16 protein-coding genes are annotated in these 19,110 nt (G+C 57.6%); 3 read left to right on the forward strand and 13 right to left on the reverse strand.

The features are described 5' to 3' along the window. Positions 1-69 precede the first annotated feature (69 nt). Positions 70-1,494, forward strand: a complete 1,425-nt coding sequence (locus C4K38_RS15625; RefSeq protein ID WP_053279156.1) for an MFS transporter — start codon at positions 70-72, stop codon at positions 1,492-1,494. A 99-nt stretch (positions 1,495-1,593) separates the two neighbouring features. Next, the gene (locus C4K38_RS15630; protein WP_231998537.1) at positions 1,594-2,775 is read left to right on the forward strand and encodes a condensation domain-containing protein; all 1,182 of its coding nucleotides are present in this window, start codon (positions 1,594-1,596) and stop codon (positions 2,773-2,775) included. A 147-nt stretch (positions 2,776-2,922) separates the two neighbouring features. On the opposite strand, the gene C4K38_RS15635 is transcribed toward C4K38_RS15630, so the two are convergent. From C4K38_RS15635 to C4K38_RS15665, 7 genes are all read right to left on the reverse strand, one after another. Beyond that, positions 2,923-3,894, reverse strand: a complete 972-nt coding sequence (locus C4K38_RS15635) for an oligopeptide/dipeptide ABC transporter ATP-binding protein (protein ID WP_053279158.1) — start codon at positions 3,892-3,894, stop codon at positions 2,923-2,925. Continuing rightward, entirely contained in the window at positions 3,894-4,883 is a 990-nt protein-coding gene (locus C4K38_RS15640) for an ABC transporter ATP-binding protein (protein ID WP_053279159.1), read from the reverse strand. Before C4K38_RS15640 ends, C4K38_RS15635 begins: the two co-directional genes overlap by 1 nt. Positions 4,884-4,885: 2 nt before the next feature. Next, positions 4,886-5,767, reverse strand: a complete 882-nt coding sequence (gene ddpC / locus C4K38_RS15645) for a D,D-dipeptide ABC transporter permease (protein WP_025808886.1) — start codon at positions 5,765-5,767, stop codon at positions 4,886-4,888. A gap of 1 nt (position 5,768) precedes the next feature. After that, positions 5,769-6,785: an ABC transporter permease gene (locus C4K38_RS15650; RefSeq protein ID WP_053279160.1), complete on the reverse strand. Its 1,017-nt coding sequence runs from the start codon at positions 6,783-6,785 to the stop codon at positions 5,769-5,771. Positions 6,786-6,860: 75 nt separating this feature from the next. Then, a complete protein-coding gene (locus C4K38_RS15655) occupies positions 6,861-8,441 on the reverse strand; it encodes an ABC transporter substrate-binding protein (RefSeq protein ID WP_053279161.1) in 1,581 nt (526 codons plus the stop codon). Positions 8,442-8,648: 207 nt separating this feature from the next. Beyond that, the gene (gene ddpX / locus C4K38_RS15660; RefSeq protein WP_053279162.1) at positions 8,649-9,188 is read right to left on the reverse strand and encodes a D-alanyl-D-alanine dipeptidase; all 540 of its coding nucleotides are present in this window, start codon (positions 9,186-9,188) and stop codon (positions 8,649-8,651) included. A 37-nt stretch (positions 9,189-9,225) separates the two neighbouring features. Next, positions 9,226-10,086, reverse strand: coding sequence for a MurR/RpiR family transcriptional regulator (locus tag C4K38_RS15665; RefSeq protein ID WP_053279163.1), 861 nt, complete (start codon positions 10,084-10,086; stop codon positions 9,226-9,228). 768 nt (positions 10,087-10,854) lie between these two features. Between C4K38_RS15665 and C4K38_RS15670 the strand changes: the two genes are divergently transcribed. Then, positions 10,855-11,220 (forward strand): hypothetical protein, encoded by a 366-nt coding sequence (locus C4K38_RS15670; RefSeq protein ID WP_053279164.1) that lies wholly within the window; start codon positions 10,855-10,857, stop codon positions 11,218-11,220. 294 nt (positions 11,221-11,514) lie between these two features. Here the strand turns inward: C4K38_RS15670 and C4K38_RS15675 are convergent, their stop codons facing one another. The 6 genes from C4K38_RS15675 to C4K38_RS15700 form a co-directional block, all read right to left on the reverse strand. After that, a complete protein-coding gene (locus tag C4K38_RS15675) occupies positions 11,515-11,958 on the reverse strand; it encodes an ANTAR domain-containing protein (protein WP_053279165.1) in 444 nt (147 codons plus the stop codon). Continuing rightward, the gene (locus C4K38_RS15680) at positions 11,948-13,165 is read right to left on the reverse strand and encodes an EAL domain-containing response regulator (protein ID WP_053279166.1); all 1,218 of its coding nucleotides are present in this window, start codon (positions 13,163-13,165) and stop codon (positions 11,948-11,950) included. Before C4K38_RS15680 ends, C4K38_RS15675 begins: the two co-directional genes overlap by 11 nt. A 375-nt stretch (positions 13,166-13,540) precedes the next feature. Continuing rightward, positions 13,541-14,476: a fimbrial protein gene (locus C4K38_RS15685; RefSeq protein ID WP_081001509.1), complete on the reverse strand. Its 936-nt coding sequence runs from the start codon at positions 14,474-14,476 to the stop codon at positions 13,541-13,543. A gap of 193 nt (positions 14,477-14,669) precedes the next feature. Beyond that, complete coding sequence (locus C4K38_RS15690) at positions 14,670-15,626, reverse strand: fimbrial protein (protein WP_081001510.1); 957 nt, start codon at positions 15,624-15,626, stop codon at positions 14,670-14,672. Positions 15,627-15,637: 11 nt separating this feature from the next. Next, complete coding sequence (locus C4K38_RS15695; RefSeq protein ID WP_124345285.1) at positions 15,638-18,109, reverse strand: fimbria/pilus outer membrane usher protein; 2,472 nt, start codon at positions 18,107-18,109, stop codon at positions 15,638-15,640. Positions 18,110-18,338: 229 nt separating this feature from the next. Continuing rightward, positions 18,339-19,019, reverse strand: coding sequence for a fimbrial biogenesis chaperone (locus C4K38_RS15700; RefSeq protein ID WP_053279168.1), 681 nt, complete (start codon positions 19,017-19,019; stop codon positions 18,339-18,341). Positions 19,020-19,110 lie beyond the last annotated feature (91 nt).

A 19,110-nucleotide genomic window follows, 5' to 3' on the forward strand; every position in this document is an offset into this window, starting at 1 on the left:
TCAAGAAAGAAGCCTCGGGTGCCGGCCGGACGCCGGCCGACACCCATTAAATCTAAGGATTGGATAAACATGACTCACACACCCGCGAATGCAACGCTCAATGAAAAACGATGGCAGGCACTGGCTGTCATCTCGATCATCCAGCTGATACTGCTGCTGGATGCCACCGTGGTGAACGTGGCCCTGCCACGGATCAAGCACGAGCTGGGACTCACGGATGGGTCCCTGACCTGGGTAGTCAATGCCTACCTCATCACCGCCGGATCGCTGTTGCTGCTGGGCGGGCGGATCGGCGACGCCTTTGGGGTGCGGCGCACCTTCCAGGTCGGCGTAGTGATTTTTGGCGCATTTTCCTTGCTGGCGACCTTCGCCGAAGATGCCACCGTGCTGATCATCAGCCGTGCCGGGCAAGGGGTCGGTGAAGCCCTGGCTTCGGCCACCGGACTGGCCATGGTGTCGCTGCTGTTTCCCTCCGGCCCCGAGCGCGGCAAGGCGTTTGGCATCTGGGCGGCACTGGGCGGCCTGGGCTCGATCATCGGCGTACTGCTGTCCGGCGTACTGACGCATTATCTGTCGTGGCGCTGGGTGTTCGGGGTCAACGTACCGGTCGTCATGCTGCTGATCCTGGCTAGCACGGTGATGATTCCCAAGTTCACCCACCGCGGTTCCACCCCTCTGGACCTGGGCAACGCACTGATCCTGGTGGTTGCCGTCGCCGCGACCGTCATGGCCGTGATGGGCTCTGGCATCGAGCACCTGCCTGGACAGCGCGTGGCGCTCCTGGTGCTGGGCCTACTGGGTATCGCCCTGGTACTGCGTCGTTGCAAACGCTCGGAAAACGGCATTATTCCCGCACGCCTGATGACTCGCTCTCCCCGCCTGGCCGGCTACGCCATCGTGGCCATCCTGGCAGCGACCTCCGGCGCCCTGTTCTACCTGGGTGTACTGTTGCTGCAAGACTACCTCGGCCTGAGCCCGATGCAGACTGGCCTGGCCTGGCTGCCCTTCTGCCTGGGTTTCTTCCCCGGCATCTTCCTTTCGCAGTTCGTCATGCAGCGCTGGAGCCCACAGGCAGCCGCCGTTGTCGGCCTGGCAACCTCGGCGCTGGGTTTTGCATTGTTCGCCTTAGGCGTACCTCTGCATAGCTACTGGCTGGGAATGCTCCCGGCCATGCTGGTCACCTCCATCGGCTTCGGTTGTGTCGCACCGGTCGCTCAGTCGTTGGCCACCAGCGACCTTAGCGAGGCGGACGCCGGTGCCGGGTCGGGTATCACCACCACCATCCAGCAGTTGTTCCAGGTGTTCGGGGTCACCCTGCTGGCTGCCGTGGCCCTGGCGGTCTCCGACAGCAGCGGAGTGCCGACCATCGCGGCCAATGGTTTCGTGAGCGCTTTCGCACTGTCGGCGCTGGCGATGATCGGTGGTGCCTTGCTGATCTGGGCCGGACGCAATGCCCTGGCTCTCGAGCCGGCCCCATCGAGCCCCCAGCCGTAGGTTATCGTCATGCATCAGAACTACCTGATTCCCCCCTTCAAGGGACCCCTCACGACGCTTTCTAGTGTCGCGGGGCTGCGGGAAAAATGGACCGGGGCGATGCTTGACCAGACAGGGCGCGCCTATTCTGGCGCGCTGCGTCTGGACTTCAGCGCGCAGTGTTGCCAGGAGCAAGTATTCGACGCCGTGGCCCAGACCCTGGCTCGGCATCCGATCCTGGCGGCCCGATTCGACATCGAAGGAGAACAACTGGTCGGCCGAGCCCCCAGCGAACAGGCATTGCGCCAAGCCTTGCGCGAGCAATTGGGCAAGGTGCAGGCCGCAGTCACCGACCAGGGCTTCCTGGACTACCGGGCCAGGCAAGCCGCCGAACCCGGGCTGCGCATCGCCTCGGCGGTAGACGAGGCTGGCCTGCACATCTGGATCGGCTTCTGGATCTATACCTGCGATGGCGCGTCGATTGACCTGCTGCTGGAGGATATCGCCCGGCATTACCTGGACCAGCCCCCGGTATCTTGCAGCGCCTGGAACGACTATTGCCGGATGCAGCACCTGCCGGAGCAGCCAGTAAGCGCGGCGCAACAGCTTGAGATCTACCCGGGGACGGGACCCTACGGGCTCGATGCACTGCGCACTAAAGGCAGTGGCGGCATGGGGCGCATGCAGAGCCTGAAGTTCACCTCCAGCGTGCCGCGCAGCAGGGTTCTGGACTATGCCAGGGCCCAGCGCGTGACGCCGTTCGTGCTGCTGTTGGCCATCTACCAACGGGCAATCAGTGCAGTCAGCGGCGTTGCCACCGTGGTGACCGGCGTCCCCTTCGCCAACCGCCCGGGAGCTGCGGCCCAGACGCTGGTGGGGCCGTTGTCCAATACCATCCCGATCAGTACCCGGCATGAGCCCGGCGAACCATTGGCGGCAGTGATCAAGCGCGTGCAGCGGGCGGTGATCAATGCCGCGGCTCGTCAGGACATAGAACCGGCAGCCTTGTATCCCGAGGGCATGTCTACGCGCACCGCCGGCTTCGAACTGCCGTTTCCCCAGCTGTTCAACGCCTGGAACTCACGCAGCGAAGGCAGCCGCATCGCCCTGGGCGACAACCAGTGGATGAGCCTGCAGTTATTGCCGAACGATACCTGCCGCGTGGCTTTCGAAATCACCCTGGATGAGCACACCGAGCATATTTCAGGGCGGATCGACATGGACGCCGCAGCCTATGGCGAACATGCGGGACAGGTCATCGAACAGATGATCCGCGACCTGCAAGACATCCCCGGCGATTGATCGGCAAAACTTGTAGACAGGCACCGACAAGAGCGCGGTTCGAACCGTTCCGCGATCTTGTCGGATGACCTGTATGCCCCATTCCAGAGGCCAATCGCCTCGGGCAGCTGCTGCCATCGAGTGTTCCGCGCGCACTCCTGGAAATTATCAGCTCTGTAAATGACATCGCACGCGCTGCTGCTCATCCTCCAGCAAGGCCTGGGGCTTTTCGCAGCCAAGGGTGCACAGGCTGCAACGTTCGCGGAAGAAGCAGCCACTCGGTAGCCGACGGTTCCCTGGCAATTCGGTAGGCGCCGCAACCTGTTCGGCATGCAGCGGCACGCCTAGTCGTGGTACCGCCTCGAGCAACAAGCGGGTATAGGGATGGCGTGGCTGATCGAGAACCTGGGCTGCGCTGCCAAGTTCAACGATTTGCCCCAGGTACATCACCGCTACCCGGTTTGCCATATGACGGACTACTGAGACGTTGTGGGAAATCAGGATATACGTCAGGTTGCGAGCGCTTTGTAACTCCACCAGAAGGTTAAGGATCTGTGCCTGAACCGAAATGTCCAGCGCCGATGTCGGCTCGTCCAGGACAATAATATCCGGGTCTGATGAAAGGGCTCGGGCAATGGCAATCCGCTGTCGCTGACCACCGGAAAACTGGTGGGGGAAGCGGTCCAGGTATTCCGGGCGGATGCCGACTTGGGCCGCGACCCGGGCCGCCACATCGCGCATCTGTGCACGGGAAGCGTGACCTCGGGCGTATAACGGCTCGGTGATGATTTTCCAGATAGGCAAGCGTGGATCAAGCGAAGACTGTGGGTCCTGGAAAACAATTTGAACGTTGCTGCTGCCCTCGCCGCCGCCGCGACTAACCCAGTTCAGCTCACCGCTGCTGGGCGGCACCAAACCCATCAATAGCTGCGCCAATGTGCTTTTGCCACAGCCCGATTCGCCCACAATCCCCAGGGTTTCTCCCGCCCGTACCTGAAGGTCAATGCCGTTCAGGGCGTGGGCATATCCCCGCGGTCGACCGAGCCAATCATTACTGATGGGGAAACGGACGCGAACATCGTCAAGTTGGAGAATCGTGGGTGCCATTTGGGGGACGGTATGCATGACGGCATTGTTCATCACGAAAGCTCCTTGACCGGTAACCAGCACGCACTCTTACGTTGGTCATTACCATTAATGCTGTTGAGGTTCGGGCGTTTGCTACAAACCGGCATGACATTGGGGCAACGCTCCTGAAAGGTGCAGCCCACAGGCAAAGACGCCAGGTTTGGCACTTGACCGGGGATGGTCAGCAGCGGCTGGCCCGGCTCGACCATTTCCGGAAGGCCACTGAGCAACCCTTGCGTATAGGGATGTTGCGGGTTACCCATCACTTCGACGGTGCCGCCCTCTTCAACCACCGCGCCGGTATACATCACGTACACCCGGTCGCAGAACTGCGAAACCAAGGCCATGTCATGGGTGATGAGCAGAATGGCGGTGCCCCGTTGCCGAGCTTTTTCTCGCAGCAGCAACAGCACCTGGCGTTGCACGGTAACGTCGAGGGCGGTGGTCGGCTCGTCGGCGATCAGCAGTTGCGGTTCACAGGAGAACGCCAGCGCGATCATCACCCGTTGCCGCATGCCTCCGGACAGCTCGAAAGGGTAACTCTCCAATACTTGCTCCGGGCTGGCGATGTGCATGTCGCGCAACAGTGCAATCGCCTTGAGACGGGCTTCGGCCGCGCTGATCTTTTGGTGATGGATGATCACGTCGAGCATTTGCCGACCGATGCGCCGGGTCGGGTTCAGGGCCGTCATTGGCTCCTGGAAAATCATCGCGGCATCGCGCCCACGAATCTGTAGCAGCTCCTTTTCAGGAGCCGCCAGCATGTCGCGACCGAGCATGCTCAAGCTGCCGGCGGTGATCCGATAACTGCGCTCTGGCAGCAATCGCATACTGAGCATCGCCGTGACCGACTTGCCCGATCCCGACTCGCCCACCACGCCGACGATTTCGCCGGGATTGACGTGCAACGACACGCCGTTCAGAGCCTTGACGTTATTTTTGTAAGCCGGGAATTCCAGGCTCAGGTTGTCGATGGCCAGTACAGGACTCGAAGTGTGCATGGTCATTTCCCCTGTTGCCGTGGATCGAGCAGATCGCGCACGCCATCGCCCAGCAGGTTGAAACCGGTGGCGGTGATCAGAATCGCCAGACCCGGAAAGGTCGAGTACCACCAGTTATCCAGGATGTAGTTACGCCCGGTAGCGACCATCGCGCCCCACTCGGCCGTGGGCTGTTGTGCCCCCAGGCCGATAAAGCCCAGGGCCGAGGCCATGAGGATCGCACTGCCGATATCCAGGCTCAGTTGCACCAGCAATGGAGGCATCGCGTTGCGTGCCACGTGCCAGTGCACCAGGTGCCAGCGTCCGGCCCCGAAGGTCTGGGCGGCCTTGACGTACCCCATCTGTCGGATGCTCAAGGCCTGGCCGCGGGCCAGCCGCACATAGGACGGAATTCGCACCAGGGTAATCGCCAGCATGGCGTTGAACAGGCTCGCGCCCAACGCAGCCGCCAGGGCCATAATCAGTACCAGCGACGGCACCGACAGCATGATGTCCATCAGACGCATGATTAACGCGTCGAAACGGCCACCGATCACTCCCGAAAAACATCCCAGCAACCCGCCAATGAAACAGGAGGCAAAAGCCACGAACAGGCCGACGCCCACCGACTGTTGGCTACCGAACAGCACGCGGCTGAACAGGTCGCGGCCGACTTCGTCGGTGCCGAACCAGTGGTCGCTGGACGGCGGCGCCAGGCGTTCGGCGAGGTTCAGGGCGTTGGGATCGTGGCTGGCGAGCCAAGGGGCGAAGATCATGCACAGCAACACGATAGAGGTAATCGCCAGGCCCGCCATGGTCAGCGGGCTCCGGCGGATCTGGTAGGCCAGGTAGGCGGTTTTTTCGCTCCAGCGCGGGCGGCGCGCTGCCGTCAGGGTTACGGACATGTCAGTTCACCTCGCCGATGCGTGGGTCGATCACGCGGTACAAAAGATCGATGGCCATGTTCAACAGCACGTAGATGAACGAAACCAGAATGGCGAAGCCCATCACCGCGGGGAAGTCCAGCGATTGGATCGACTTGACGACATAGGCGCCCATGCCAGGCCAGGCAAATACTGTTTCGGTCAGCACCGCGCCATACAGCAAATCACCCAGGGTCAACCCGAGGACGGTCACCGAAGGAATCAGGGCGTTGGGCAGTGCGTGGCGCAGGATCACGGTCCATCGGGACAGGCCATAGGCGCGTGCGGTGCGGATATAGTCCTCACCCAGTTGATCAAGCATGGCTGAACGAATCTGTCGTGCGACGACACCCAAGGTCACGAACCCCAGCGTTGCGGCGGGAAGAATCAGGTGCTCCGCAGCATCGAGAAACAGCCGGCCATCACCGGCGAGCAGCGAGTCGATCAGATAAAAACCGGTGATTGTCGGTGGCGGCGCCAGCCCTTCGGACAACCGGCCACCACCGGGCAGCCAGCCAAGGTGACCGTAGAACAGAACGATTGCACCAAGACCGAGCCAAAAGGCCGGCGTGGAAATTCCGGTGACCGCAAGGGTACGGGCGATCTGGTCAATGGCCCGGTTGTGATAAACCGCTGACAGCACGCCAAGCGGGATGCCGACCAGGACCGCCAGCACCAGCGCTACCAGCGCCAGTTCCAGGGTTGCCGGGAAGAACGCTTGCAAGTCTTCCAGAACGGGACGACTGGTGCGTATCGAGGTGCCCAGGTCTCCGTGCAGCAGGTCCATCAGATAACGACCGTATTGTTGATACAGCGGCAGATCCAATCCCAGCTGATGACGGATGCCGGCCACCAAGGCATCGCTGGCACGGTCGCCAGCGATCAGTCGGGCAGGATCGCCCGGAATCAAGTGCGAAATTGCAAAGGTAATCAGCGAAACACCGAACACGACCAACAACAGGCCGAGCAGACGCTTGCGCAACAAAGTCAGGAAGGCCATTTGGCACCTCAACAACACGAGCGACGAGAATCAGAAGCCGCGCCAGCCGCGAACAGCTGGCGCGAGGGAGCGGGTTTACTTGCTCATGCTGCCCAGGTTGAACACCTGTTCGAGCATGGGGTTGAACAGGTAACCCTTGACCGAATCACGCATCGGCAGCGTGTAGCTCTTCTGATAGAGGTAGGCGTAAACGCTGTCCTTGAGCACCATTTTCTGCGCGTTCTGGTACAGCTCGACGCGCTTGGCGGTATCGCTGGTAGCGGCTGCTTCGCGGATCAGTTTGTCGACTTCGGGGTTGCTGTAGAACGAGCGGTTGCCTTGCAGGCCTTGCATCTTGGAGTCGAACCAAAAGTTCATGAACATGTACGGGTCCGCGAAGTCCGGGCTCCAGGCCCCGACAGCGATGTCGTAGTCCGCCTGGCCGACGCGCTCGCGCAATGTCGCGTTAGCGAGTTTTTCCAGCTTGAGGTTGATGCCCAGTGGCGCCAATGCGGCTTGCAGAGTCAGGCCGATCGGTTCCCAGTTGGGATCCTTGTCCGAATACATGTAGCTGAGGTTGGTGATTTTCTGCGGTGCCTTGGCGAGGCTGTCCTTGGCGGCCGCCACGTCCTGCTTCATCGGCGACAGCGAGCTGTCATAAGCCCACATGCCGTCCGGGATCGGCCCGTTCATCAGCTTGGCTTTGTCCTTGAGGATGCCTTTGACTATGCCGTTGTAATCCACCGCTTCGGTTATCGCACGACGGGCATCGACGCTGGTCAGCGGGCCCTTTTTGTTATTCAGGTACAGGTAGGTCACCCGCAACGACGGGAAATCCTTAACCACGACGCCCGGCTTGCTGGCGAGAGCGCCAAGCTGGTCTTCGGGCATGTCTTCGATGATGTCCAGGTCACCGCGTTCCAGCTGCAGGCGGCGTACGGAGGGTTCGCCGATGATCTTGATGACCACGGTTTTAAGCGCAGGTTTGGGGCCGGCGAAATAGGTGTTTGGCTCCATGGTCAACGACTGGCCTTTTTGCCAGTTGCTCAGGCGGAAGGGACCGGAGCCCGCGGTGTGGCTCGACAGCCAGGCGTTTACGTCCGCACTCTTGTTGACCACATCGGGGTTGATGATCGAAGCACCGTTGTGGGCCAGGGTAAACAGGAACGGCGCGAAAGGCGTTTTCAGGGTGAAGCGGATGGTCTGCGGATCGACGACCGCCACTACCATGTCCTCCGGAAATGCGCCGGAAGGCCCTTGCTTGAGGGTCATCAAGCGATCAAAGGAAAACTTTACCGCTGCGGCATCTACCGGGGCGCCGTCATCGAATTTGTTGCCCGGTTTGATTTTGAACTCCCAGACCAGGCTGTCCGGGGAAACGGTCCAGCTTTCGGCCAGGTCGCCCTGCACTTCAGTGCTGCTTTTGCCGCCCTCGACCTTGTAGCCGACCAAGCGTTGATACGACGGATAGGTGATGGTCCAGTCGTTGTTATCAAAGGTCACGGCTGGGTCGAGGGTCTGCGGATCGGCGGGTTTGCCGATGACCAGCGTGTCTTGGGGTACAGCCGCCGCAGCAGCCTGCCAGGCTCCGAGGCTCAATGCACTGCACAAAACGCTCAGCAGCAGTTTGCCGGCGCCGGGAAAGGTTTTGCGGGTCACGGTGTTCATTGGGTTCATGCCGGTTTCCTTGATCATTCGATAGGGAAGTAGGTCAGGTTTTTTATAAAAGCTATAACCGGGCAGTTGCAGGTGAAACCTAAGTGATGCTGGTTTGTTGTTGTTATCAGCCGCAGTGAAAGTGGGCTGTGCAGTGTGCCTTTCGAAAACTCTCTGGTTTTTTTCGGGGGCTGTGTTGCGGTTCGCTTGGCTTGTAAAACCCGTGGCTTACTCGTCCTCCAGCAATGGGTAATCGTCGGCGTTCGGTAGTTCGTAATGCCACCACTCGGTGGGAATTGCCTGGAAACCCGCATCCAGCATGATCCCCAGCAGCAGCAGACGATTGCGTTGCACGTCTGCTGGCAAGTCGGGGTAGAACTGATGGGATTTTTCTTCCATCGCGTCGAATGCGGTGCCCATGTCCAGTGGCTCACCATCGGCGCCCACCAAGGTCAGATCCACCGCCACCCCACGGCTATGGTGGGAGCCCAAGTGCGGGTCACGCACGTAGTCGTTGTCTGGCAGCGCTTCCCACAACAGGAACTGGGCGTAGGGTGGCCGGTAGGCGTCGTAAATGCGCAGGGTAAACCCGGCCTGGCGCGCGAACTGGCTGGCTTTTTCCAGGCAAGTCGCAGCCTGACGGTGCAACCTGCAACGAGCATTTGGATAGATCACTTTTCCAGCCAGATTTTCTGCACTGGCGTAGATCAGGTCGATTTGCACCTGATAGCGCTGGGCATCAATCTCTACAAGGGGGCTGTTGTTCACGCAAACACTCCAGTTGGAATTCGGTGGGGCGATGGGATCAGCTCTCGAACTGACCGAAAGCTTTTTGCAATTGACGGTTCTTGGCCAAGCGCTCATCGAGGCGATCGCCGTATTTCTCCGCGACGGCCGATACGATGAGATTTAACAGGCAGGCCAAGGGTGCAAGGGAGTCCCAGAACTGCCCGACATCGGTTTTCAGTTGCAAGAGGTCAAGCGGGTAATCCCTGGCCCAGGGGCATTGCAGGTCTGTAATCAGGGCCAGTGGCAGGTCGTTGTCTACCGCCGCGTCGCAGAAGGTCTGGGTCACGCTGGAATAAGCACGGAAGTCCGAAATGATTGCGTAGGGATTGGCGAAGCCGGAGTTCAGGGTTTCTGCGTAGATTCCTGACAGGCCATCGACGTAGTAGACCTTGGGCCGAATGTATTCAAGGTGGCTATGAAACGCTGTGAGAATCCCGCGAGTGGACTGGATTCCGAGAATGAATACGGCATCAGCTTCGTAGATGCGCTGCACGATATCGGCAAAGGCACTGCTGCGCGCCAGGCCGTACACGTGCCGGATGGCCTCGATTTCGCGACTCATGGAACGATCGAGAGCGTCTTCCTGAGTGCTTTCGGCACGAAAGGCGCCGATGCGGTCGGTAATCAGCCACGAGGTGGGCGTTTCACCGCGCAGGCTCTGTTTGACTTCATCAATGTTCTGGTAGCCAAGGGACCGAAAAAAACGCCCCACGGAAATCCCAGTGGTGGAGGTCCGCTGCGCGATGCTATCGGCCGACTCGAACGGTAACTGCTCCGGGTTACCCAGCAGATAGCTGGCGATGCGCTTGCCGGTAGGGGTCAGGCTGGAGAACTCTTGCTCCAGCAACTGTAGGAAGCTGTTTTTTTCCAAAGACATGGACGAGTCCTCGAGCGACGATTGTTATAGCTATGTCAATTAACGTTGCAATGTTATAAAAATAACATTTGTCTTCAAGACAACACAATGCCTTTTTTCAGCAGGTGCCCAGGGCGCTATCAAGGGGTGTCTGGCGATGCGTTGGTATGCCCTGGCCTTCGCCTGAGAGCCTCAGCATGCAACCACAACAGACAGGCGCAGCGAATCAGAGCGACTCTGGAGCCTCAAGATAGGGCTGCATCATCAGAAATATCCGCCCTGCCCTCTGGGTAGCATCGAGTGCAGGTAGGCGGAACCGGCCAATAAGCTCGGTCAATCTGGATAGACAATCCCAAAATTCCGCCGAGTTCAAAATGTTATCCCTTCTCTTCGCCGTTTTTTGCCTGAAGGAGTGGCGAGAAGTCGGCAAAATCGTCGAAAACGCTGGAGCATTCGTGAGCGTTCTTACCTGAAAAATGAAAAGAGATGGCATTTATCACTCACCGGCCGCCTGAACTAACAGAGAGAATCTCGGTCAATTGAACGCAACCAAAAAGTTTAATGACGTCGTGCCTGCATTACCTGTCGTAGGTGTTTGGAGTGGGTATCGTCCTGCCACTTATAGTAACTCGAGCATTAACCCGAGAACCTAAGAAACAGAACTGCCCACCCCAGTTACTCTTGGTAATACTTTTCAAGATTGACGGCGTTCAGTTGTTATCAGAAAAATACTTGGCCGATCTGATGAGGTCATAACAGCTCGATTCAATTCTCAGGTAGAGGTGGCGTATGTATAGCGTCAAGAAAGCACCGAGCTTGGCAATGGTGGGTATCCTGATGGGTGGTTTTTTTCAATCATCCGTTCAGGCTGAAGGCATCGTTGGCTCGGCACTCAACGGTGCCGCCAATATCACCGGGGCGGCGCTGGGCGGGGCCGCCAATGTCACCGGCGCCGCGCTTGGAGGTGCGGCGAATGTCACTGGAACAGCACTCGGCGGCGCGGCAAACGTTACAGGGGCAGCACTCGGTGGGGCCGTCAATGTGACCGGCACTGCGCTCGGCGCTCCCAGATACAGTTCCGACGATGACTATGACCCGCCACCACCAAAGCATCGCCGCCATCAGCAACAGCGCTATTACCAGGATAATAACTAACAGCAGCAGCTGTCTTATCCAAGCCGGCCAGAAACTGATGTTTTGTTGTTGATGGCGGCAAGGGTTCAACAGGTAGCGGGAAATCTTTCAGAGGGCGATAGTGTTCACCTGTTTTTAAGTGGGCACTATCGCCCTCTTTTAGTGCAACCAATACTCAGCGAAATACTTATCCGAAACAAAAGCGCATACGTAAAGGGTTACCGCCCATGACTGATAACACCATCGCGGGCTTGTCTTTATTTATACTTTTATAGTTCGCGCCCTGGTATATGGCGGATCAACTTGGTAAATGCACTATAACTGGGCGCAGGCCCATCGCAAGTGACTGACCGTTTTATGTGCCGGTTCGTTGAGCATGGGCGGGTCGACTTTGTGGATCAGTTGCTTGATCGGTACGCCTTCGGGCAATTGCATGGAGCTGAAGACAATCCGGGATTTGACCTGGGCACCAAGCCTCGCCAATTGGTACTCCGGTACATCGTAGATGAAAGCTTGGCGGATCAGCGGATGGTCCAGGCAAAACGCCAACAGGTTGAAACGGACGTTGAGCGTCAAGCCGGCATTGATCAGCACCAGGTCGAAGGCAGTGTCGCCGTACTCCAGCAACGTTAGCATCTCCTCCAGGCTCGACGCCGGCGCGATGCCGTAGTAACCCTCGCGGTTAAAGTCCCGCTCCAGGCGCAAGCGCTGAAAGTGCTGTGGGTCAGCGATCATGATGCGTAATGCTTTATTGGCCATGGGCTGCTCCTAGCGACCGTTCAGCTGTGCGCTGCAGCCAGCGCAGCAGATCGGCACCGTTCATGGCCCGGGAATGCCAGTAGCCCTGCCCCTGGGTACAGCCCAGTGTCAGTAGCTCCTGGTGCTGCTCGGCGGTCTCGATACCCTCGATCACTACGGACATGCCCAGGGTCTGCCCCAGCGCCAGGGTGCTGGCGACTACGGCCCGGCAACGAGGCTCATGCTTGAGACCGCGGACAAACTCCGCGTCGAGTTTGATTTCGTTGAAGGGCAGTTGGCACAGGCGCTGCAACGAGGAGAAGCCCGCGCCGAAATCATCGATCGACAAGCGACACCCCATGATGCGCAGGCGCACCAGGTTTTCCAGGGACACCGCTGGAGCCTCCAGCAAACCACTCTCAGTCAACTCAAAGGTCAAACTGCAACCCGGTGCCTGGAACATGGCGAGGATCCGTTTGATCTGCGACGTCAACTCCACATTGGCCAACTGCGCCGCATGCAGATTGAACGCCAGGTTCAACTCCCCTCCCCGGCTCCTGACCTGCCGCTGCAAGCTCAACGCCTGGAGCATCAAGCTGAACAGCAACTCATCCATCAGCCCACAATGCTCCATCGTCGGAAGAAACGTCGCCGGCGACAACAGGCCCTTGAACGGATGGTTCCAGCGCGCAAGAACCTCCACCCCCAACACCTCGCCGGTTTTCAAATCAAACTTGGGTTGGTAATAGGGCTCCAATTGTTCGTCGAGCAAGGCCCGTCGCACCTGCTCCTCGTTGGCCAACTCCATATCCGTGAGTGGCGACAATACGGCCGGCTGCCGGCTCAAATAATCTTCCAGCAGTTGCCGCAGGGTTTCAGCCTGCAAGGGTTTACCGATATCACCGAGCATGTGCAGCCCCAACAATGCGCCCATCTGCCGAACCGTACGGCGCACATCGAAAGGCAGGTAACTGCTGATAATGATGGCCCCCAACTGCCCGGTTGCCCCGGCCCGTTGAATGAACTCCAGACCATCCATGCCTTCCATTTGCAAGTCGCACAGGACCACATCCACAGGGCCGGCCTCTTGCAGGATGGCAAGGGCCTCGCCACCGTTGCTGGCCTCCAGCACTTCGCGACAACCCAGCTGCATCAATAGACTGACGGCTACGGAACGTTGAAATAGATGTTCTTCAAGCACCAGAACACGGAGCGGCAGGCTGGCCATTGGGGTCACTCGATTGCAAAGGGAATACGCCAATTTTCCGGGAGTGACCTGGGCGAAGACAGTAGAAACAGTCCGCACCCTGATAGGAAATTTCTCGGAAACCAGGAGAAAATGCCTTTGCTCCTGGTTACGGTAACTGCTCTACACAACAGTCCATCTGGGATAACAGGCGTGCCGCTTCGGCACGCAGCCGGGGCGGCATGAACGACCGGAAGCGTACGAATGATGCGGGGGGCTCAGACTTTGCGTCGACTCATCTCGGCTTGAGTTATGGCGACAACAATTTTTCGGTGTGCTGCGCCAACGCCTTGTTCTGGTGGTCGTTGATGTTTGATGGATCCGCGGCGGCATGCGACATAAGTACAGGTAGGGAAATCAGTTATACGTCATGGTAAAAGTTGCTGTTCCGTTGGCCTGGCCGGCCTCGACATTGGGGCTGGTCTGATAATACCGCGCAACAAATGGAATGTTGTACGTGCCACTATTAGCCGTTACGCCTGCCGAAACTGTTTCACCAAAGGTCACTGCTGCACCACCATCACGGGTGATTTTTATCCCCACTCCACTGGCGGCATTGCCCGTGGCGGATGAATTGATTGCCATCACCCCCGGCGCACCAGAACTATCAGTGGTCGCGTCAAGCCTGAAATCAACCCGAGTGCCAGCGCCGCAGTCAAGTGGGATAACGAACTGAACCGGACTCCCTTCGTACCCTACACCTGTAAATGTACTGCGCTGTACATTGCCCATCGGCACATTGATGGCGGTGTTAGTGACTGAACACCCCACAGGAATGATAGTGTTGGTTCCTGTCAAGTTCAGTTCAGTAAGCCTAAGGGCATCAACGTTGATAAATGCCAAGGTGCCAGGGGTTAAGGTGCCGCTACCAGTAGAGCCAACTGACGTCTTGATTAAAGAGGCCGTAACGGTTCCGGTAACAAAAGAACTGCCTGCGTCATATGGTTTCGTAGATGGGAATGTGGCTGGAGTGCGCTCTAATAACAGCCCCACGCCATCAATATTAGTATTATAAACGCTTTTCCCATAAGAACTAAGGGTCGTAAACTTAGCGATACCTAAGATAAAGTTGTAATTCGATGTGCAGGTGTATAGCCCAGTTTCTTGGTATACTGCCTTGGTTGACAGGACCGTTCCAATGGGAGCGTCCTGCTGAACCATCACAGCTCCGAAATCAATATTACTTACTACCTTGTTGTTGTCATCCTGGAAATAGCACACAGCCCATGCTCCCCCGGGAAGGATTATCAACGTACCCAGTAGCGAGGCGATAATTGCTTTGATGTTTCTCATTTTCTTAATCTCTAATTGCCCGATTATCGACAAAAAAATCGGATGTCGTCAGAGCCTCTCCCCGAGGGAGCTGTCGATCCTGCAGCCGCTTGTCAAAGGCTTGAGCAACAAGCCTGCACCAACGTCTTGTTCTGGTGGTCGTTGATGTTTGATGGATCAGCAGCGGCATGCGACATAAGTACCTGTGGGGAAATCAGTTATACGTCATGGTAAAAGTTGCTGTTCCGTTGGCCTGGCCGGCCTTGACATTGGAGCTGGTCTGATAGTACTGCGCAATAAGCGGGATGTTGTACGCACCACTATTAGCCGTTACGCCTACCAGGGCTGTTGTACCAAAGGTCACTGGTGCACCATTGCGGGTGATTTTTATCCCCACTCCACTGGCAGCATTACCCGTGCCGGATGAGTTAATTGCCATCACCCCCGGCACACCAGAACTATCGGAGGTCGCGTCAATCCTGAAGTTAACCCGAGTGCCAGCGTCGCAGTTAAGTGGGATAAGGAACTGAACCGGATTCCCTTCGTACCCTACGCCTGTAAATGTGCTGCGTTGTACATTGCCCATCGGTACATTGATGGCGGTGTTAGTGACTGAACACGCCACAGGAACAATAGTGTTGATTCCTGTCAAATTGAGCTCAAAAACCCTTAGGGTGTCGACGTTATCAAATACCAATGTGCCAAGGGTTAAGTTACCGCCACCAGTGGAACCAACTGATGTTTTTATTAACGAGGCTTTATAGCTTCCGATATGACGCGTGGTGCCTGCGGGATAGTTCCATGTAGACGAAGGTGCAATCGGGAGCGGATAGGTAGTGCCATTATATGTGTACTCTAGCAACAGTCCAACGCCAGCGACATTAGTACTGTAAGCGTTGTTACCATAAGAGCTAGGAGTCGGAAATTTACTTATATTAAATGTGTAAGAATAAGACGATGAGCAAGTGTAGTATCCAGTTGAGATGATTGTTGAGCTAGTGGCCAGAATCGTTCCGGGGGGAGTGTCCCGTTGAATCGTCACAGCACCGAAGTTTATATTACTTACTTGTTTGCTATTGCCAGCATTTAAAGTGCATGCAGCCCACACTGCCCCGGGAAGAACTGCCAACGTACTAAGTAGCGAGACGATAATTACTTTGGTATTTCTCATTTGCGCACTCTCTAATTATCCGATAATCGACAAACAAAATCGGGTGTCGCCACTGATGATGGGGGATCTACTTTTGGCAAGGTGAAGTCAACCTGACACTGTTGGTTCGCCGCATCGCCCCACTTAACCTGCAACTGACCTTTTTCCGGAACGCCACTCAGGTACACTTGGCCATCCGTGCCGACAATGCTGCTGTTGTCCATGGCACCGTCCTCTTGCAGCAGGGCGGCGGTGGCGCCAAACGGCACCGGTTTGCCCTGGTGTGTCAGCGTCATCAGCACGCGGCTGCCCACTCGGGTCTTGAAGTTGGCCAGCACCACCGCGCCACTGGTTGGAATAACCGTCTGGGTGTTGGTGTCGATGTCCACATCGTCCGCCAGCGTCTCGCTATCCAGCGCGACACGGTTCTTGCGATAGGTACTGACATACGGCACCACCGCGTAACCCCGCCAATCCGTGCGCACCCCGGTATTATTCTGCACCTTCGCATCCGCCGCGCCCGGCGCGCGGACCAGGGCGATGGTCTCGCCTTGTTCCTGGGAGAAGGTCACGCCGTAAGGGTGAGCCACGATCCCACCCTGGAACCCGTAGTTCACCTGTTGCGAGTTCTTGTCGTAGTTGTAGCCCGCCCGGGCTTCGCCATAGGTGCCCCTGTAGTTGGCGCTGGCACTGCCGCTCGTGCCGATGCCCTGGTTGGCATAGCCCTGCTGTACGTTGTAGTTCAGGTTGTTGTCCGCCAGGGCTGTGCCGCTCAGGCTCACGTCCTGGGTGGTATTGCCCTTCTTGCTGGTGTTGAGGTTGTAGCGAACCCAGCTGTTAGGCAGCACTTTCTCCAGGGGCACCTGCACGTTGAAGGACAGCTGTTGATCCTTGCTGTTGCGGCCTTCATAGATCGGCGCCTGGGTATAGGTGTAGTCCACGCCGTAGCTGATGCCGTTGTAGCTCAGGTTGTAACCGGCGCTCAGGCTGCGCTCATAGCCCTTTTGCCGCCAGAAGTCCTGTTGGTAACCGTTGACATAGAAGTTGCCATATTCGCCCAGCGACTGACTGATGTTGATCTGCGCCTTGCTGCGCTTGTTATAGGTCCGGCGCCAATCATTGAAGTTGCCAGGATCGATTTCATTGGCTTCCTGGAAGTCGTAGTAACCGCTGGTGGAGTAACGGTAACCGGCCAGGGTAAAGGTGGTGCCGGTGGCCGCGATGTCCTTGGCGTACTGAATGCGATACGACTGGCCGTTATGCCGGGAGCCATCGCGCAATTCGGTCTTGGCCTGGGTCACATCGGTGGACAGCGAACCCCAGTCACCAAACCCATGGCCGACACCCAGGCTGGTGGCGGAATACTTTCCAGACGCCAGCAATCCACCGTACAGCGTGGTGTCATAAGGCATACCGTAGATCAGCGTGCCCTGGGCAAATGCTGGTTTGCTGCTCTCGCTGGCTGTCGAGCGGTATTCACCCGCAGTCACCGAGTACTTCAGACGCCCTTCACGCAACATCACCGGCACCGCGGAGAACGGCTGGACAGAGCGTCGTTCGGTGCCGTCGGCCTCGGTAATGGTCACTTCCAGATCACCACTGGACGATGTGGGGTACAGGTCGGTAATGGTGAAGGCACCGGCTGGCACATAGGTCTGATAGATGATGTAGCCGTTCTGCCGCACGGTGACCTGGGCATTGCTCTGGGCAATACCACGCACCACGGGGGCAAAACCTTTCAGGCTGTCGGGGAACATGTTGTCGTCCGATGCCAGCTGCGCCCCTCGGTATTGGACACTGGTGAACACATCGCTGGGCGTCGAGCTGTCACCCAGGGTCAGTTGCCCCTTCAGCGACTGAATGTCCCGCTGGGCATAGCTGTTGACGTTGTCCCAGCCGCTTTTGCCACTGCTCTGGTTGTAGGTGGAGTAGTTGCGCAGCCGCCACGCACCCAAGTTCAAGCCGCTGCGCAGGTTCAGGTAATAACTGTCGTCGGTCCCCGAACGGTTGTCGCGCGAGGTATTGGCGCCGCTGAAATTGTAGTTCAGCAGGCCAGCCGTCAGCCCCTGGTCCCAGGTGCTGGGGTCCACATAACCACGGGCTTCGTTGGTCAGCGCCGCTTGCGGAATACTGAGATCCAGGCGTTGCTCGCCGAAGTTGAACCGACTGCTGGCGTCCGGAATATAGTCCTGCAGTTGGGTGATGGTTTGCGCAGTTGGCAGTTGCTGCAGCGTCGGGAAGGCTTCGAGCTTGACGCCCATGTCTTTCAATTGCTGCGGCGTCAACTCGGGCTGCAACTTGCCCTCGACATCGACAAAGTTGACGTCGCGATTGCTGACGCGAGTGTCGTTCAGAAAAATATCGACCCGGTAAGTACCGGGAAGCTGCCCGCCCTGGCTGGAGAAACGCTCAAGGTCGATGGACTGCTGGCTGAGGGTATCTATTTCCAATGCATAAGGGTTGAAATAGTCCTCTGCCCATACCGAGGCGGGTTGCAAACTCATCCCCAACACGAACTGGGCCGCTATCAGTGTCGCCAGACGAGTGGGAGTGAAAGCATATGAATGACCACCTGCTTTCAGCTGTGGCACAGGGCTCAAATAATGTTTTTTCATGCCAATAAACTCCACTCAACTTTATGACGCGCACGCCGCTCCCACTGACTGCGGGCAGTTGATCCAGCGGATTGATAGTTAATTAAACGGGAGGGGTAAAACAGGCTTCTGAACTTGATCAGAGGGGTGCACTGGCATCCGCAGAAACACCACCAAAATCATTGATCGCCTGCCAACTTGCGGCACCGCTCGCACCAGCCGGAATGGTCCAGGTCAGTGAACTTTGTGGAGCCACCATGCCGGCATTTGTAATCTCTTCCTTACCCACGCTCACGCGATAAAAAGAAACGTGGTAAGGCGTTGGGTTATTGACCTGCAATTGATTGCCGGAGCGGCTGAACTTCAGGGCTTTATAGGCATCACTGGCGGAGCCGGACAAACCGGCCGGGCGATAGAACAGTTTGATTCGGGTTTTTACCGAAATCTGTAGTTGATTGGCGTCGGACTTTTCCGTGGCAGGAATCGACTTGATATTGACCCAGAACACCGACTCCTTGTTTTCGGCAAAGGTGCCGCCCGTACGGATAATACGCAGCACGTTTTCTTGCCCCGCATCAAGGCGAAACAGTGGCGGCGTCATGATGAAAGGGGCCTTCTGGGCGCCGCTGGCCGAGGTGTCCTCGATCCAGGACTGAATCAGGTAGGGCGTGGTTTTTTCCGGGTTCATGACGGAGATGGAGGCTTCTTTTTTCGAGCCGTCATACACCACACGTGTTCCGCCCACCACCACGCCGGCCCACGAAGTATGGGTGATACCTAAGAGGCAACTGGCGATACAAACGGACTTGAGCCAATGCATTGATAAGTGCTCCTTGAGTGGCTCCTCATTTCCTGTTCTTTTTCAGGGAAGTTGGTGCGACTTGAACATTCAGTCGTGCCGGGCATTAGCT

This window comes from Pseudomonas chlororaphis subsp. piscium, from assembly GCF_003850345.1.
In the GTDB taxonomy this organism is placed as follows: Bacteria; Pseudomonadota; Gammaproteobacteria; order Pseudomonadales; family Pseudomonadaceae; genus Aquipseudomonas; species Aquipseudomonas piscium.

Bases quoted from the DNA above. Each gene is read 5' to 3' on its own strand.
- C4K38_RS15625 (WP_053279156.1), top strand. From the start codon at position 70: ATGACTCACACACCCGCGAATGCAACGCTCAATGAAAAACGATGGCAG.
- C4K38_RS15630 (WP_231998537.1), top strand. From the start codon at position 1,594: ATGCTTGACCAGACAGGGCGCGCCTATTCTGGCGCGCTGCGTCTGGAC.
- C4K38_RS15635 (WP_053279158.1), bottom strand. From the start codon at position 3,894: ATGAACAATGCCGTCATGCATACCGTCCCCCAAATGGCACCCACGATT.
- C4K38_RS15640 (WP_053279159.1), bottom strand. From the start codon at position 4,883: ATGCACACTTCGAGTCCTGTACTGGCCATCGACAACCTGAGCCTGGAA.
- ddpC (WP_025808886.1), bottom strand. From the start codon at position 5,767: ATGTCCGTAACCCTGACGGCAGCGCGCCGCCCGCGCTGGAGCGAAAAA.
- C4K38_RS15650 (WP_053279160.1), bottom strand. From the start codon at position 6,785: ATGGCCTTCCTGACTTTGTTGCGCAAGCGTCTGCTCGGCCTGTTGTTG.
- C4K38_RS15655 (WP_053279161.1), bottom strand. From the start codon at position 8,441: ATGAACCCAATGAACACCGTGACCCGCAAAACCTTTCCCGGCGCCGGC.
- C4K38_RS15665 (WP_053279163.1), bottom strand. From the start codon at position 10,086: ATGTCTTTGGAAAAAAACAGCTTCCTACAGTTGCTGGAGCAAGAGTTC.
- C4K38_RS15670 (WP_053279164.1), top strand. From the start codon at position 10,855: ATGTATAGCGTCAAGAAAGCACCGAGCTTGGCAATGGTGGGTATCCTG.
- C4K38_RS15675 (WP_053279165.1), bottom strand. From the start codon at position 11,958: ATGGCCAATAAAGCATTACGCATCATGATCGCTGACCCACAGCACTTT.
- C4K38_RS15680 (WP_053279166.1), bottom strand. From the start codon at position 13,165: ATGGCCAGCCTGCCGCTCCGTGTTCTGGTGCTTGAAGAACATCTATTT.
- C4K38_RS15685 (WP_081001509.1), bottom strand. From the start codon at position 14,476: ATGAGAAACATCAAAGCAATTATCGCCTCGCTACTGGGTACGTTGATA.
- C4K38_RS15690 (WP_081001510.1), bottom strand. From the start codon at position 15,626: ATGAGAAATACCAAAGTAATTATCGTCTCGCTACTTAGTACGTTGGCA.
- C4K38_RS15695 (WP_124345285.1), bottom strand. From the start codon at position 18,109: ATGAGTTTGCAACCCGCCTCGGTATGGGCAGAGGACTATTTCAACCCT.
- C4K38_RS15700 (WP_053279168.1), bottom strand. From the start codon at position 19,019: ATGCATTGGCTCAAGTCCGTTTGTATCGCCAGTTGCCTCTTAGGTATC.